Annotated in this window: 9 protein-coding genes and 1 pseudogene; 3 read left to right on the top strand and 7 right to left on the bottom strand. The window is 61.2% G+C overall.

What is annotated here, in order from left to right; translation table 11 throughout:
* From CAPSK01_RS03315 to CAPSK01_RS21680, 3 genes are all read left to right on the top strand, one after another.
* Window positions 1–964, top strand: a 964-nt coding sequence (locus CAPSK01_RS03315) for a hypothetical protein (RefSeq protein WP_034922523.1), incomplete at its 5' end; no start/stop codon positions are given.
* Between the two features lie 352 nt (window positions 965–1,316).
* On the top strand, window positions 1,317–4,175 hold the full coding sequence (locus tag CAPSK01_RS03320) for a PilC/PilY family type IV pilus protein (RefSeq protein ID WP_273703011.1): 2,859 nt from the start codon (window positions 1,317–1,319) through the stop codon (window positions 4,173–4,175).
* Between the two features lie 150 nt (window positions 4,176–4,325).
* Window positions 4,326–5,126, top strand: coding sequence for an energy transducer TonB (locus tag CAPSK01_RS21680; RefSeq protein WP_273703012.1), 801 nt, complete (start codon window positions 4,326–4,328; stop codon window positions 5,124–5,126).
* Window positions 5,127–5,174: 48 nt separating this feature from the next.
* Here the strand turns inward: CAPSK01_RS21680 and CAPSK01_RS03330 are convergent, their stop codons facing one another.
* From CAPSK01_RS03330 to pgi, 7 genes and pseudogenes are all read right to left on the bottom strand, one after another.
* Window positions 5,175–5,597: an FxLYD domain-containing protein gene (locus tag CAPSK01_RS03330; RefSeq protein WP_034922526.1), complete on the bottom strand. Its 423-nt coding sequence runs from the start codon at window positions 5,595–5,597 to the stop codon at window positions 5,175–5,177.
* A gap of 273 nt (window positions 5,598–5,870) precedes the next feature.
* Entirely contained in the window at window positions 5,871–8,564 is a 2,694-nt protein-coding gene (locus tag CAPSK01_RS03335; RefSeq protein ID WP_034922529.1) for a GNAT family N-acetyltransferase, read from the bottom strand.
* A 78-nt stretch (window positions 8,565–8,642) separates the two neighbouring features.
* Window positions 8,643–9,893, bottom strand: a complete 1,251-nt coding sequence (locus tag CAPSK01_RS03340) for a DUF1015 family protein (protein WP_273703013.1) — start codon at window positions 9,891–9,893, stop codon at window positions 8,643–8,645.
* A 98-nt stretch (window positions 9,894–9,991) separates the two neighbouring features.
* Window positions 9,992–11,437 carry a glycogen synthase GlgA gene (gene glgA, locus CAPSK01_RS03345; protein ID WP_034922531.1) on the bottom strand — a complete coding sequence of 482 codons (1,446 nt, stop codon included), beginning with the start codon at window positions 11,435–11,437 and terminating at the stop codon, window positions 9,992–9,994.
* Between the two features lie 19 nt (window positions 11,438–11,456).
* On the bottom strand, window positions 11,457–12,725 hold the full coding sequence (gene glgC / locus CAPSK01_RS03350) for a glucose-1-phosphate adenylyltransferase (RefSeq protein WP_034922535.1): 1,269 nt from the start codon (window positions 12,723–12,725) through the stop codon (window positions 11,457–11,459).
* A 179-nt stretch (window positions 12,726–12,904) separates the two neighbouring features.
* Window positions 12,905–14,542 carry an alpha-D-glucose phosphate-specific phosphoglucomutase gene (locus CAPSK01_RS03355; protein ID WP_034922537.1) on the bottom strand — a complete coding sequence of 546 codons (1,638 nt, stop codon included), beginning with the start codon at window positions 14,540–14,542 and terminating at the stop codon, window positions 12,905–12,907.
* Between the two features lie 68 nt (window positions 14,543–14,610).
* Window positions 14,611–15,573: pseudogene (pgi, locus tag CAPSK01_RS21685) on the bottom strand (glucose-6-phosphate isomerase); the annotation flags it as partial.

The following is a 15,573-nucleotide window of genomic DNA, read 5'->3' on the forward strand; positions in this document are numbered from 1 at the left end:
GCAACAGCTATACGGCGACGACCTGCAACACCGTGACCACCGGGCCGACCGGCGTGGCGTCGTGTACGCCGGTGGCGGCGTCTGCCGGCAACAGCTACACGGCGACGACCTGCAACACCGCGACCACCGGACCCACCGGCGTGGCGTCGTGTACGCCGGCAACTGCGTCTTCCGGCAACAGCTATACGGCGACGACCTGCAACACCGTGACCACCGGGCCCACTGCGGTGGCGTCGTGTACGCCTGCGACCGCTTCTTCCGGCAACAGCTATACGACCACCACCTGCAACAATGTGACCACCGGACCCACCCCGGTGGCCACCTGTACTCCGGTGTCTGCGTCTGCCGGCAACAGCTATACGGCCACGACGTGTTCGACCGCGACCACCGGGCCGATCGGCGTGGCGACATGTACGCCGGTGGCGGCGTCTGCCGGCACCAGCTACACGGCCACGACCTGCAACACCGTGACCACCGGACCCACCGGCGTGGCGTCGTGTACGCCCGCAACCGCTTCGGCCAGCAACAGCTATACGACCACGACCTGCAATACCGTGACCACCGGGCCCACTGCGGTGGCGTCGTGTACGCCCGCGACCGCTTCTTCCAGCAACAGCTATACGACCACGACCTGCAACACCGTGGCCACCGGGCCGACCCCGGTAGCCTCCTGTACGCCGGTGTCAGCGTCTTCCGGCAACAGCTATACGGCCACGACCTGTTCGACCGCGACCAGCGGGCCGACCGGCGTGGCGTCATGTACGCCGGTGGCGGCGTCTTCCGGCAACAGCTATACGGCCACGACCTGCAACACCGTCACCAGTGGTCCCACCGGCGTGTCGTCGTGTACGCCGGCAACCGCATCTTCCAGCAACGGCTACACGACCACGACCTGCAATACCGTGACCACCGGACCCAGCCCGGTGGCTTCCTGTACGCCGGCGGCGGCGTCTTCCGGCAATAGCTATACGGCCACGACCTGCTCGACCGAAGCGACCGGACCCACCCCGGTGGCCACCTGTACGCCGGTGTCAGCGTCTGCCGGCAACAGCTATACGGCCACGACCTGTTCGACCGCGAACACCGGGCCAACTCCGGTGGCTACCTGTACACCGATCTCGCCCACCGCAGGCAATGGATATACCACCACAACCTGCACTACCGCGACCACTGGGCCAACCGCCGTGGCCACCTGTACGCCGGCGACTGCGTCTGCCGGCAACAGCTATACGGCCACGACCTGCACCACCGCGACCAGCGGGCCCACTCCGGTGGCCTCGTGTACGCCGACAGCGGCAGGTTCGGACAATGACTGGGTGACCACCACATGTGCGCTGGTCGAAACCGGTCCGACCGAAGTGGCGTCCTGTACGCCGGTCTTGCCCATTGCACCGGATTACCAAACCACCACTTGCGACTACCTGAATGGCCACAAGCTGCAGAAGCGCGTTCAGACCGGCGTGACCTCGATCTTCCTGAACGGTGGCGTCAGCGGTTTCGAAATCAGCCGATCGACGACTACCGACGATCCGGATTACGTCGATGTCGACGGTGTCTGTCATCCCGATGTCTCGACACTGGCCGCTCCCCTGGGTCCCGTCCCGGACTCCGCACGTTCGAGCAACGATGACGCGCCGCCGCCGAGTCCTTGCAGTGAATGGCCCTGTGTCGTGGATTCGACCATTACCGGGGGCAGCAGCAATTCTCTGGCTGACGTTGCCCAGTACTACTATGTCACTGATTTGCGTCCGGAGTTGACCAACGACGTACGGGTTGCGGCAACCATCGGTGCCGAAGCGGATCGTGCCACTCACCAGCACATGACGACCTTCACCCTGGCGCTCGGGGTGTCCGGTACCCTCAATTACAGTCCAACCTACAAAATCGACACGGTCGGGGATTTTGCGCGGATTCGCTGCAATCCGCTGAGCGGCGGCTGCAACAATACCTGTCCGGTCACCGATCCGAGCTTCCCGAACTGCACGCCGAAGTCCTGGCCGGTGTGGCCCGATCCGACCCTCGATTACTCCGATGCCACGCGCTACAGCGACCCGCGGTCGATCGACGATTTCTGGCACACCGCAGTCAACGGCCGTGGGCTTTATTTCAGCGCCGACGACCCGAATTCGGTGGTCAGTGGGCTCCAGCAGGCGCTGGCAGGGATTCAGTCGCTGCTGGGCGCCGGCTCGGCGGCAGCGACTTCGACCTTGTCGCCGGTGGCCGGGGACAATGCCGCCTATCGCACCAGCTACATCTCGCAGGAGTGGGTGGGCGATCTGGCCGCTTATGAGATCAACCCGGCGACCGGCGTCATGAGCACGACCACGCAGTGGCGATCGCAGCCCTTGCTGGATGCCAAGATCGGATCGGCTTGCGACCGGCGGACCATCCATCTGTTCCGCTCCGGTGCAAGCAACAATCTCGCTCCCTTCACCTGGGAGACGCGGGCCTGTGATGTCTCCGGCCTGCCGACCGGTGACCCCACGACCGGACTGGTGGCGGCCGAACAAGCCTATTTCGGGTCCGCCAGTGTGGCACAGTTCAGTCAGTATCCGAGCATGTCGGATGGCAGCGGTGGCACGGTCGACCAGCGGACGGCCGCCGCCGGCGCGAATCTGGTGAACTATCTGCGTGGTCAGCACACGCACGAGGGGACGGCGCTGTTTACGACCAATGATCTGACCAAGCTTTACCGTGCCCGCACGCATGTTCTGGGGGACTTCGTGAACTCCCAGCCGGCTTTCGTCAAGGGGCCCTTCGCCTCCTACGCGGATAGCGGTTATGCCACGTTCAAGAGCGACCATGCCGGGCGTACGCCGATGATCTACGCAGGCGCCAACGATGGCATGCTGCATGCCTTTGTCGCGGCAAACGGGGCGGAGTCCTGGGCATTCATTCCGAGACTGGTTCTGCCGAATCTCTTCAAGCTGGCCGACAACAACTATGCCAATACCCACCAGTTCTACGTCGATGGTTCGCCGACGGTGGGTGACATCTATACCGGTTCCACCTGGAAAACGATTCTGGTTGGCGGACTCAACAAGGGCGGAAAGGGCTATTATGCCCTGGACGTGACCGATCCGGCGGCCCCGAAGGGCTTGTGGGAATTCGGCTGGAGCGATGCGTGCTGGGATGGCGTGACCACCGGGGTCGGGTCCGACTGCCATCTTGGCTATACCTTTGGCCGCCCGATCATCTCCAAGCTCCAGGATGGCACCTGGGTGGTTTTCGTGACCTCCGGCGTGAACAACGTCAACAGCCCGGCCAAGGCAGGCGATGGCAACGGTTATCTGTACGTGCTCAATGCCGACACCGGCAAGCTGATTGCCAAGATCGCCACGGGTGCCGGCGATGCAGAGACGCCCAGCGGACTCAACCAGATCAATAATTTCGTTGATAACGTGCTGCTCAACAACACTTCGCTGCGAGTGTACGGGGTGGACATGCTGGGCAACGTCTGGCGCTTCGATGTCAATGACAATCTCGATCCCGATGGTCGGGAGGCGACGCTGTTGGGAACGGCGAAGGATTCGGCGGGGAATCCGCAGCCGATCACGACACGTCCCGAACTGGGGGAAATCGAAGGAAAGCCGTGGGTCTTCATTGGCACCGGGCGTTTGCTCGGGCTTGGCGACCTGCCTGATACCCGTACCCAGTCGACGTATGGTTTCAAGGATCCGCTTACCGGATCGCCGGCCTATGCCGACCTGCGCAGCGTCTTGAAGCCCTTGCAGATGACGCAGCCTGCAGGCGAGCTTTACCGGACCATTGCCTGTAGCGGGTCTGAAGCAGCCTGCGCAGGCACCAATGGCTGGGTGGTCGATTTGCCCGAATCCGGTGAGCGGGTCAATATCGATCCAAAACTGCAACTGGGTACGCTGACCTTCGCCAGCAACGTCCCGAGCAATTCGGCGTGCAGTATCGGCGGTCATAGCTGGTTGAATTTCCTGGACTTCCGTACCGGTCTGGCGGTGCCCACCTCACCCAATCTGGCCGCCTCAAGACGTTTGAACGAAACCCTGGCGGTTGGTCTCAACTTCGTGCGTCTGACAGACGGGCGAATAGTGGTTGACGTGATCGGTTCGGGTGACAAGCCACCCCAGGTTGTGGAACTGCCGGTGCTGACGCCGCCTCCGGCAGGCAAACGCGTGAGCTGGCGTGAGGTGATCAATTGAGGTCGGAAGCGCCTCCTCAGCGACTCACGAATCCCTCTTCCCGCTTGCGGGAGAGGGATCGGGGAGAGGGAAACAATCGTCACTTTCCTGATCGGAGGAGCCTGGAGGAGCCGCGACCGTTGGGGTGTGCGTTTGATTGTCAGGATCTCGATGGATAGATTGCTTGAGTGCTGGCGTTCGGAAATCCGGGCACCAGAGAACCGTTACCTGTGGGTAGCGCTGGCGTGCTCGTTCGGCCTGCACATCCTGTTGATGCTGTTCACCAGCGGCGCCGGACGCTCGGACGGGGTAAGCCTGTTCCCTCCTTCTGCCGCTCGTTCGGTACCGATCTTGCTGATGGCGAGTTTTTCGGAGTTCCGTCGAGCAAGTGTTGCCGCGCCTTCCGAACAGCCTGCCGAGGTTCCCGAGCCTGTGTCGCAGAGCCAGGAATCACCAGCCAGTGTCGCCCCGACCCCCGCGCAGGAGGCCCAGAAGGAGACGCGTACTCCTGATCGCCATGGTGCGGCGAACCCCTCCGGATCACCGGAGTCTCCGGCACGTGCGGAAGCGGTTTCGACTGTGGCTCCGCCCTCGGCGAGCGCCGAGCGTGCCTTGGCCGACGAGGAAGCCGCTCGCCTTGCCCGGCACGCAAGCTATGGGCTGGCCAGCCTGCTGGATGTGCCGCCGGTGCCCTTGTCAGACATTCAACCGGAGTATCCGGAGTCGGCCGGGAATCAACAGGGGACGGTCGTCTTGCGGCTCTTCATCGGCGCCAGCGGCGATGTGGATGAACTTGTCGTCGTGCGTGCGTTGCCGAGCGGTTTTTTCGAGGAAGCGGCACTGACGGCATTCGCGTCAGCGCGCTTCTCGCCAGGCATGCACCATGGCCGCGCGGTCAAGAGCCAGATGGCGGTGGAGGTACAGTTCGTTCCCTTCAACCGAGGCGCCGGCGTTTCCGGAAGAGGGTATTAGAGGCGCTTTGCACCTCGTTCACAGGCCCTGAAAGCCTGAGTCCTGCGGCTACTTGCCAGTAAAGCCGACCAGCTTCGCGCTGACCGCGTTTTGCTGCTCGATTTCGGTTTCGAAGTTCCATGCAAAACCTGCCTGCAGGTTGTTGACGATCGGTGTGACGGTGCCGATGGCTTCGCCGTTCTTGTCGAAAAGCCTGAGTTCGGCTTCGGCGTGGCCAATCGCCTGCTTCGATGCATTATTGACCCGTCCCTGGACCACCAGCGTTCCTGCACTGTTGCGGGCAATCTTTGCGTCAACGAGCGAAAGCTCGCTGAGAGCGGCCTTGCTGCCCTCGGGGGGGGTCGCTGGGGGCGCTTGCGCCTCGCGCTTCGCCGCGGCCTGTTCAGGCGGTGTCTGGTTGCAGGCGGCCGTCAGGGTGACGAGGACGGCAGTGATCAGGAATCGGTATGGCGCAGTCGTTGCCAGTTTCATTTGCTTCCTCATTCGTTCAGAATGCTCCGGCGCAAATGCGCTGGGGGCAAAAATTTTACAAGCGTCCATTCTACTCGTTCCGCGCCGAATGAATGGCAAGCGCCCTTCGCGCCGAAATGGGGGGGTTGGCGGGAAAGGGGTGCGATTGAACGTGGTGGACGCCTCGGGTGGTCAAACACCCACCTCCCCGCAAAGGATGCGATCAATCAATTTCTCTGTCCAGAGACTTGATGCCGATCCGCGAACCGCAAAGCCCGGGCCGGGCTGGTCGTCTCAGCCGTGCAGGGGCTTGATGGCGCGCTTCACGCCCGGAAGTTCCGGATGCGGATGGATCGTGAAGCCGAGTCTTCGCATCATGCGCAGCATCTTGTGGTTGGTACCCAGCAGATCGCCGACCAGGGCTCGATAACCCTTGGTTCGGGCACAGTCGATCAACACCGAGATCAGGCGGCGGCCCAGCCCGAACTGCTGCCATTTGTCGTCGATGGCGATGGCGAATTCCACCGACTCCCCGTCCGGGGTCAGGACGTAGCGGGCGCTGCCGATCTGCGTCTCGCGACCCGTGTCGTCGACGGTCGTGGCGATCATCGCGAGCTCGCGATCGTAGTCGATCTGCGTAAAGCGTACGATTACCGGCAGCGGCAGCTCGAGGATCGATTCCATGAAGCGGAAATATCGTGATTCTTCGGACAGGTTCCTGACGAATTCACGTTCCAGGTCGGCATCTTCGGGGCGAACCGGACGAATGGTGACGGTGCTGCCGTTGGGCATCTGCCACTTCTGTATCAGGTGCACCGGGTAAGGATGAATCGCCATGTGCGCATAGAGCTCGCTACCGGTACCGAGAGTATGGTCGATGACGATCCGGGCACTGACCACGATTGCACTGTTTTCATCGACGATCAGCGGATTCAGATCAAGCTCCTTGATCCATGGCAGGTCGCAGACCAGCTCGGAAATGCATACCAGCACCTCCTCCAGCGCATCGTGGTTAACGGCCGGATGGTTGTGGAACTTTTCGAGCATCCTCGACGCGCAATTCGACTCGATCAGATCCCTGGCGAGGAAGCGGTTCAAGGGTGGAATCGCCAGTGAACGCTCGTTGAAGATCTCGGCGTCGAAGCCACCCGCGCCAAAACAGATCAGCGGCCCGAAAAGTGGATCACGAAATACCCCGATCATCAATTCCCGACCATGCGGTCGCGACAGGTAAGGTTCGATCGAAACCCCATTCACCACCGCCTCCGGGTGACGCAGTTGCACCGTGTTGATGATGTCGTGGTATGCGTTCCACACGGCCTGGGTATTGGCAATGTTCAGGCGCACGCCGCCGGCTTCCGACTTGCGCGTCAGATCCGGAGAATCGATCTTCATGGCGACCGGAAAGCCGATTTGTTCGGCAACAAAAAGCGCTTCACTGGCGCTGTGTGCCATCATCGTTTGTGCAACGGGGACGTTGAAAGTGCGCAGAATGGCCTTCGATTCCATCTCCGACAAGACCTTGCGGCGCTCGCCCAACAGGGTCTCGATCAGCATGCGGCCGCCGCGCTCGCCGGTGAGCCCCGACTGGCGGGTCGGTCCGGGCGTCTGCAGGAGCAGTTTCTGGTTACGGAAGTACTTGGAAATCGTGTGGAAAAGTTCGATCACCGTCTCGGGCGTACGGAATACCGGAATCCCCGCTTCTTCCAGCAATCGGCGGGCTTCGGCAACCTGCCGGCCACCCATCCAGCAGCAGGAAATGGTCAGGCTGACCTCCTCGGCGACATCAATGATTGCCTGGGCGACCTCCATCGGCTCGGTCATCGCCTGCGGCGAGAGCATCACCAGCGTGCTGTCCACATTCTCGTCGACGGCCACCGCCAGAATCGTTTCACGATAGCGCTCGGGTGTGGCGTCGCCACCGATGTCGATCGGGTTGAGGTAAGAGCAATCGGCGGGCAGGATCTGTTTCAGCTTGTTGCAGGTTTCAGGCGACAGGCTGGCGAGTGGGATGCCCAGATCGCCGGCACGGTCGGCGGCGACGGCGCCCGGACCGCCGCCGTTGGTGACGATGGCCAGACGGTCGCCGCGAGGATGGAACTTCGACGACAGGGCCTTGGCCGCATAGAACAACTGTCCGATGTTCTGCACGCGCACCGCTCCGGTACGGCGCAGCGCAGCGTCGAATACGGCGTCGGGAACCGCGGCCATGCCGGAATGTGCTACCGCCGCCTGCGCTCCCAGTTCGTGCCGTCCCGCTTTCAGGAGGATGATCGGCTTGATTCGCGCCGCCGAGCGTAGCGCGCTCATGAAACGTCGGGCGTTGCGGATGCCTTCGACGTACATCAGGATGTAACGCGTTTTGTCGTCATAGATCAGATAATCGAGAATCTCGCCAAAATCGACGTCCACGGTCACGCCCAGGGAAATCACCGAAGAGAATCCGATCCGGCTCGTCTCGGCCCAATCAAGGACCGCTGAACACATGGCGCCGGACTGTGCAACCAGAGCCAGATCGCCAGGCTCGGCGCTCACCTTGGTAAAGGTTGCGTTGAGACCGATGTCAGGGCGAATGACTCCCAGGCAGTTTGGTCCCAGGACCCGCACGTTATAGGTGCGCGCGATTTCCACCACCTTTCGCTCCAATGCCGCGCCACTGCTGCCGGCCTCGGAAAAGCCGGAGGCAATGACGATCGTATTGCGTACGCCGCAGCGCCCACACTGCTCCATGATTCGTGGAACGGTCTGTGGTCGGGTGGCGATGATCGCCAGGTCGATTCGGCCACCGATTCGTTCGACCGATTTGTACGCGGGCTGCCCCTGAATCGTCTGGTGCTGGGGATTGACCGCGTAGACCTGCCCTCGGTAGTGCGAATGCAGGATGTTCTTGAAAATGATGTTGCCAACCGATTTCTCCCGATCTGACGCGCCGATCACGGCAACCGATTTGGGTTCGAACAGTGAGGTCAGATAGTGCTGCATCAACATGGCGGAGCCTTCCCGAATTTCAACAGGGGCGACACATTCTTCAGGTGCAAGAGATTGGAGCCTTGACGGCCGGTTGGCCTAATCCGGATCGAGCAGGTACGATACCAGTCCGTCAGCAAGCTTGGGTTCAAACCAGGTAGACTTGGGTGGCATGACCTGGCCGGCGTCGGCAACAGCCATCAGATCGGCCATCTGCGTCGGATACATGGCAAAGGCGACGGCCATTTCGCCGCTGTTCACCCGCCGTTCGAGTTCGGACAGGCCACGCATGCCGCCGACAAAGTCGATACGGGTGTCTCGGCGCAGGTCGGTGATCCCGAGCAACGGACCGAGAAGTTGCTCGGCAAGTACCGAGACGTCGAGCTGGCGCACCGGGTCCGACACGGGCACCCGTCCGGACCGAATCTCCAGCCGGTACCATCGGTTACCGAGGTACATGCCGCAAACGCCGCGACGTTCCGGTTTGACCGGCTTGCCGGATGCAACGACGGTGTAGCATTGGCTGATAGCCGCCAGAAAGGCTTCCTCGGTCAGACCGTTGAGGTCCCGCACCACCCGGTTGTAATCCATGATCAGCATCTGTGAAGACGGGAAAATGACCGAGAGAAAGAACTCGGCATTGTCAGATGCCTGGTTCTGGTGACGCCGAGCGGCAGCAACCCGCGCGGCAGCCGCCGAGCGATGGTGGCCATCGGCAATGTAGAGATTGGGCATGGCGCCAAACACTGCACTGATGTGTGCAATGCTTGCGGGGTCATCGATTGCCCACAGCGTATGCCTGATGCCATCGTCGGCGATCAAATCGGCGATCGGTGGGCGGTCGGTAGCAAGCGCGAGCAGATGCTCTGCCTGCACGCTGTCCGGGTGAGCGAGCAGCACCGGTCCGGTCTGCGCATTCAGGGCCTCGATCTGGCGTACCCGGTCATCTTCCTTGTCAGGCCTCGTAAACTCGTGTCTGCGGATACGGTGATTGTCGTAGGCGGCAACCGACGCGGTGGCGACCAGCCCGGTCTGAACGTGCTCCCCCATGACCAGTCGATAGGCGTAATAGCAGGCAAGCGGGTCACGGCAAAGCACCCCATCATCGATCATTCGCTGAAAATTCTGGGCCGACCTGGCATACACCTCTGGTGCATAGTGATCGACCGCCGGTGGCAGGTCGATTTCCGCTCTGGAGACATGCAGAAAGGACAGCGGTTTGCCGATTACCGCCTGGCGGGCCTCTGCGCTGGAGAGAACGTCATAAGGCGGCGCAGCGACTGCAGCAGCGTCTGCGCGACGCGGACGCAGGCCGGCGAAGGGTCGAATCAGGCAATGATCAAGGGACACGAGATTCTCCTGTGGGAGCTTGTTTCTGGAAGCGACCGGCATGCCCATCGCGCAAGGCATGGCGCCGGTCAGTTGAAGACGCTCGGATACCCGGTCGTTCAGATACTCCGGTACAGCGCCTCATAGCGTGCCGCCGAATCGGCCCAGGAGAAATCCTGTGCCATGCCGCGCCGTTGCAACTGGTGCCACGTCGATTGGTGGTCGCGGTAGAGCGCACAGGCCTCGCTCAGGCGAATAGCCAGGGCACGACTGCTGGGATCGTCAAAGACGAAACCGTTGGCTGTGCCGTCCTTGAGGTTGCCCGGCGTGGCGTCCGTGACGGTATCGGCCAGGCCGCCAACCCGTCGCACCAGTGGCAGGGTGCCATAGCGCAGGGCATACAACTGGGTCAGGCCGCACGGCTCGAAACGCGAGGGAACCAGAAGAACATCGGCAGCGGCGATGATGCGATGCGCCAGTCCCTCATCGTAGCCAAGATGTACCGATACGGTATGGGGATGTGCCGCCGCTGCGGTCCTGAAACCTGCTTCGATTTCCGCTTCGCCACTGCCGATCACGACCAGTTGTCCGCCTTCGGTGCGCAGTTCGTGCAGGCATGCGAGAACCAGATCCATGCCTTTCTGCGATGTCAGGCGACTGACCACGGCGAACAGGGGGGTTTTCCCCCGGACCGCAAAGCCCATTTCAGCTTGCAGCTTGAGCTTGCAAACCTTTTTGCCACGCAGCTTGTCGGCGCTGTAGCCCTTGGGTAGCGCCGGGTCGTTGGTCGGATCCCATACCGAATAGTCGACCCCGTTGAGAATGCCCGACAGATGCCCGCCACGATCACGTAACAGCCCGTCGAGTCCCCAGCCGTGCTTTGGTGTGCAGATCTCATGGGCATAGGTCGGGCTGACCGTGTTCACTCGCTTGGCGTGCACGAGCGCCGATTTCATAAACGACAGGTGCCCGTAAAATTCGAGTGCGCTTTGATCGGCACCGGAAATCAGCAGGCCGAGGTCCGTATGGTGGTCGAGAGGAAACAGCCCACGGAAGGCAAGATTGTGAATCGTGAACACCGTTGCGGTATTCAGCGCCGGGTTCTGCGCAATATAGGCCGGCGCCAGTCCCGCGTGCCAGTCGTGTGCATGCACCACCTCCGGCTGCCAGGCTTCGTCCAGCTCGCCGGTGGCCAGATGCGCTGCAATCCAGCCGAGGAGGGCATAGCGCCGATGATTGTCATTCCAGTCGCGACCGTCCGGCCCCAGATACGGATCGCCGTCACGCCGGTAAAGGAAGGGGGCGTCGATGACGTAGGCCAGCAAGCCGCTGTCCGGAAGACGGCCCAGTCGCAACGTGATGACCGCCGCCCCGAACGCCGGTCCGAGGCGGATCAGTGGCTTCTGGTCGCCGACGCCGTTGAGAATGGCCGGCATTCCGGGCAACAGCACGCGGACATCCAGGCCGCGTGCAGCAAGCGCGACGGGCAAGGCAGCGACGACGTCAGCAAGGCCGCCGGTCTTGACCAGCGGATAGATTTCGGCGGCAACGTGCAGGATGCGCAAGAGGTACTTTATTTCCGTATCAGGTGAGCTGTTCGAGCATTTTCCGGGTAATCAGCGTGATTCCGTTCTCGGTACGGCGGAAGCGACGCGCATCTTCAGCCGGGTCTTCTCCGATCACCATGTTCGCCGGGATATTGCAGTCGCTGTCCACGACGCAGTGGCTGAGGCGCGCCCTGCTGCCGATCGTCGAATCGGGAAGGATAACCGATAGATTGACTCGTGAATAGGAATGAACACGGCAACCGGAGAAAAGCAGCGATCGGTTGACTTCTCCGGAAACGATACAGCCGCTGGATACCGAAGACTCGATGGCATTACCGCGCCGGTCGAGATGGTTGTGCACGAACTTGGCAGGGGGGAATTGTTGTTGATAAGTCCACACGGGCCAGTTGCGGTCGTAGAGATTGAGCGCCGGCACCGTCGCAGTCAGATCGATGTTCGCATCCCAGTAGGAATCAATCGTCCCCGCGTCACGCCAATAATGCTCTCTGAACTGCTCGTCCGGGGCGACGATGCAACTGCGTGAGAAGGCGTGCGCTGCGGCCACGCGATTGCGCACGGCATGCGGAATGATGTTCTTGCCGAAATCATGGTCGGATGTCGGGTCGGCGATGTCGCGCGCCAGCTCGGCATACAGGTAATTGGCGTTGAACACGTAAACCCCCATGCTGCACAAGGACATATCGGGTTTGCCCGGCATCGCCGGTGGGTCGGCAGGCTTCTCGATAAAGTCGGTAATCATGCCGTTATCATCGACGGCCATGACCCCGAAGCCACTGGCTTCTTGACGCGGGACTTCGATACAGGCAACCGTACACTCGGCACCGCTCTCGACATGGTCAACCAGCATCACGGCGTAGTTCATTTTGTAAACATGGTCGCCAGCCAGAATCACGACGAACTCGGGTTTGGGCCGATAGGTCTCGAGAATGTCGATGTTCTGGTACACCGCGTCGGCAGTTCCCCGATACCAGGACTCTTCGTCGATACGCTGCTGTGCCGGAAGCAGGTCGACGAACTCGTTAACCTCACCATGAAGGAAGTTCCAGCCGCGCTGCAGGTGGCGCAAGAGGCTATGTGACTTGTATTGGGTGACCACGCCAATTCGCCTGATCTGCGAGTTGACGCAGTTGGACAAGGCGAAGTCGATGATCCGGAACTTGCCGCCGAAGTGGACCGCCGGCTTGGCACGGCGGTCCGTCAGTTCGTGCAATCGGCTGCCGCGTCCGCCAGCAAGGACCAGGGCAATCGCCTTGCGCGGCAACTGGAATGTCTTTCTATCAACCATTTTGCTATCCCCTTCTGAAATCGATTCATCGCATCAGGTGGCGCTCGTCACCCATTCTTTGCTGCGTAGCCGGTGGGTTACCCCCAATCATCAAAGTCATGACCGTTTCCTTCTTCCCGACCTCTCCATTGCGAGGAGGAGGGGATATTCGTGAATCGCTGACACGACTTTCACATTAACTAACTGATCACATCCGGCGCTTTTCTGCCCGTGATCGCGGCAATCCGTGCCACCGCGTCGGCCAGGCCAACCAGTGGCGCCAAGGCTTCCTGCGTGGGAATTTCGTGTTGGCTGGGGTCGGCGATAAAACGTTCGAGATAGACGCGCAAGGTGGCTCCCTCGGTACCTGTACCCGATAAGCGAAATACCGCCCGCGAACCATCGTCGAGCAGGATGCGGATCCCCTGACGCTCCGAACGTGAGCCATCAACCGGATCGACATAGGCAAAATCATCGGCTGCTGCGATGTGCAGGCCTCCATACTCCGAGCCCGGCAGTTGCGAGAGACGAGCCCGCAATTCATTCATCAGGCGATCAGCTTGCGCCGTCTCGATGCCTTCGTAATCGTGGCGGGAGTAGACATTGCGCCCGAAGCGTCGCCAGTGTTCACGAACAATCACGTCGGCAGGCAGGTCGCGCACGGCCAGAATGTTGAGCCAGTAGAGTACTGCCCACAGGCCATCCTTCTCGCGCACATGATTGGAACCGGTACCCGCGCTCTCTTCGCCGCACAGGGTGCACCGGCCGGCATCCAGCAGCGACCCGAAGTACTTCCAGCCAGTCGGTGTTTCGTAGCAAGGAATTCCGAGTGCCGCGGCGACGCGGTCGACTGCACAACTCGTCGGCATTGAGCGTGCGACACCCGCCAAGCCGCTGGCGTAAGCTGGAACCAGCGCATGGTTGGCGGCGAGAACGGCCAGACTATCGCTCGGACTAACCACGAAATTACGGCCGACGATCATATTGCGGTCGCCATCCCCATCAGAGGCTGCGCCAAAGGATAGGCCCGAACGGCTGTCAGCCAGTGCCGCGACCAGATCAGCAGCGTATACCGGGTTGGGATCGGGGTGGCCACCTGCGAAATCGGGCAGCGGGATGCCGTTGACCACCGTACCGGGGGGGGCACCGAGACGATTTTCGAGAATTTCCAGCGCATAGGGGCCGGTGACTGCGTGCATCGCGTCGAAACGCATGCGAAAGTCCGGGCGAGCCAGCAGGCGGGCAATGCGATCGAAATCGAACAGGGATTCGAGAAGTTCGGCGTAGTCGGCTACCGGATCGATGATGTTGACGACCATATCACCGATGCGCGTCTCGCCAACCTTGCTCAGGTTGATATCCGGGGACTCGACGGTACCATAGGCACTGATTTGCTGAGTGCGCAAATAAACGGCATCGGTAAAACTTTCGTTGGCGGGTCCGCCATTGCCAAGGTTATACTTGATGCCGAAATCCCCGTCGGGACCGCCCGAGTTGTGACTGGCCGACAGGATGATCCCGCCAAAAGCCTGCCATTTGCGGATGACGGCGCTGGCCGCCGGGGTGGATAGAATGCCGTTGCGACCAACCAGTACGCGACCAAAACCGGTCGCCGCAGCCATCCGCAGGATGGTTTGAATGGCGACATCGTTGTAATAGCGGCCATCGCCACCAAGGACCAGTGTCTGGCCCTGCTGGCCAGACAAGGTATCGAAGATGGCTTGTACGAAATTCTCGAGATACCGCGCCTGCCGAAATACGGTCACTTTCTTTCGCAGCCCGGAGGTCCCCGGCTTCTGACCGGAGAAAGGCGTACTGGGAACGCTGATCACCTGCATAGTCATGTCATGCCTCGTCACTAGTCACTAATATGAGAACCCTGAGTCACTGCTGGAGAGACTCGGATTCATGCCAGATGCTGCCGGCTGAACGCCAGCAATCCCTGCGTCGATGCGTCGAACTTTTCTGCCAGGGGCGGATTGGCAATGGCCGGCAGGATGCTGCTGGCAACGGCCTTGCCCAGCTCGACGCCCCACTGGTCGAAAGAGTTGAGCCCCCAGATGGCGCCCTGCACAAATACCTTGTGTTCGTAAAGTGCGATCAGCGCGCCGAGTGTTTGCGGATCAAGGCGGGAAAGCAGCAGTGTCGATGATGGCTGATTGCCGGCAAACACCTTGTGCGGCAAGAGGGACTCAAGCGCCGTAGCCGGCATCGTGCCGTGCAATTCGCTCCGTGCCTCTTCGGCTGTCTTGCCGAACGCCAGTGCCGCGCTTTGTGCAAAACAGTTGGCAAGCAAAGCCTCCTGATGACCGGGAAGAGGATAGTCGGAGCGTACGGCCGCGATGAAATCACAGGGTACCAGTCGCCCGCCCTGGTGAAGCAACTGAAAGAAGGCATGCTGGCCATTATTGCCCAGTTCGCCCCAGACGATGGGGTTCGATGCACAGGCAAGTGGCTGCCCGTCGCTACCGACCGACTTGCCATTGCTTTCCATTTCGAGCTGTTGCAGGAACGACGGGAAATATTTCAGCGACTCGTTGTAGGGCAACACCGCATTGCTCGTTGCACCCAGGAAATTGGTGTTCCAGATGCCGATCAGAGCCATCACCACTGGCAGGTTGCGCTCGTAGGGCGTGCTGCGGAAATGTTCGTCCATACGTTCCGCACCGGCAAGCAGATCGGCAAAAGCATGTGGCCCAATGGCGATCATCAGTGCCAGCCCAACCGCCGACCACAGCGAGAAACGTCCACCCACCCAATCCCAGAGCGGAAATACGGCATCTGCCTTGATCCCGAACTTGACTGCGCGCTCGGGTTTGGCCGTCAGCGCCGCAAAGTGGCGGGATACTGCATTGGCATCACCAAGGTT

The sequence above is a fragment of the Candidatus Accumulibacter vicinus genome, assembly GCF_000584955.1.
Lineage (GTDB): Bacteria > Pseudomonadota > Gammaproteobacteria > Burkholderiales > Rhodocyclaceae > Accumulibacter > Accumulibacter vicinus.

What these genes read in the sequence shown, in the direction of transcription:
- CAPSK01_RS21680 (WP_273703012.1), top strand. Translation starts at nt 4,326, where the DNA reads ATGGATAGATTGCTTGAGTGCTGGCGTTCGGAAATCCGGGCACCAGAG.
- CAPSK01_RS03330 (WP_034922526.1), bottom strand. Translation starts at nt 5,597, where the DNA reads ATGAAACTGGCAACGACTGCGCCATACCGATTCCTGATCACTGCCGTC.
- CAPSK01_RS03335 (WP_034922529.1), bottom strand. Translation starts at nt 8,564, where the DNA reads ATGTTGATGCAGCACTATCTGACCTCACTGTTCGAACCCAAATCGGTT.
- glgC (WP_034922535.1), bottom strand. Translation starts at nt 12,725, where the DNA reads ATGGTTGATAGAAAGACATTCCAGTTGCCGCGCAAGGCGATTGCCCTG.
- CAPSK01_RS03355 (WP_034922537.1), bottom strand. Translation starts at nt 14,542, where the DNA reads ATGCAGGTGATCAGCGTTCCCAGTACGCCTTTCTCCGGTCAGAAGCCG.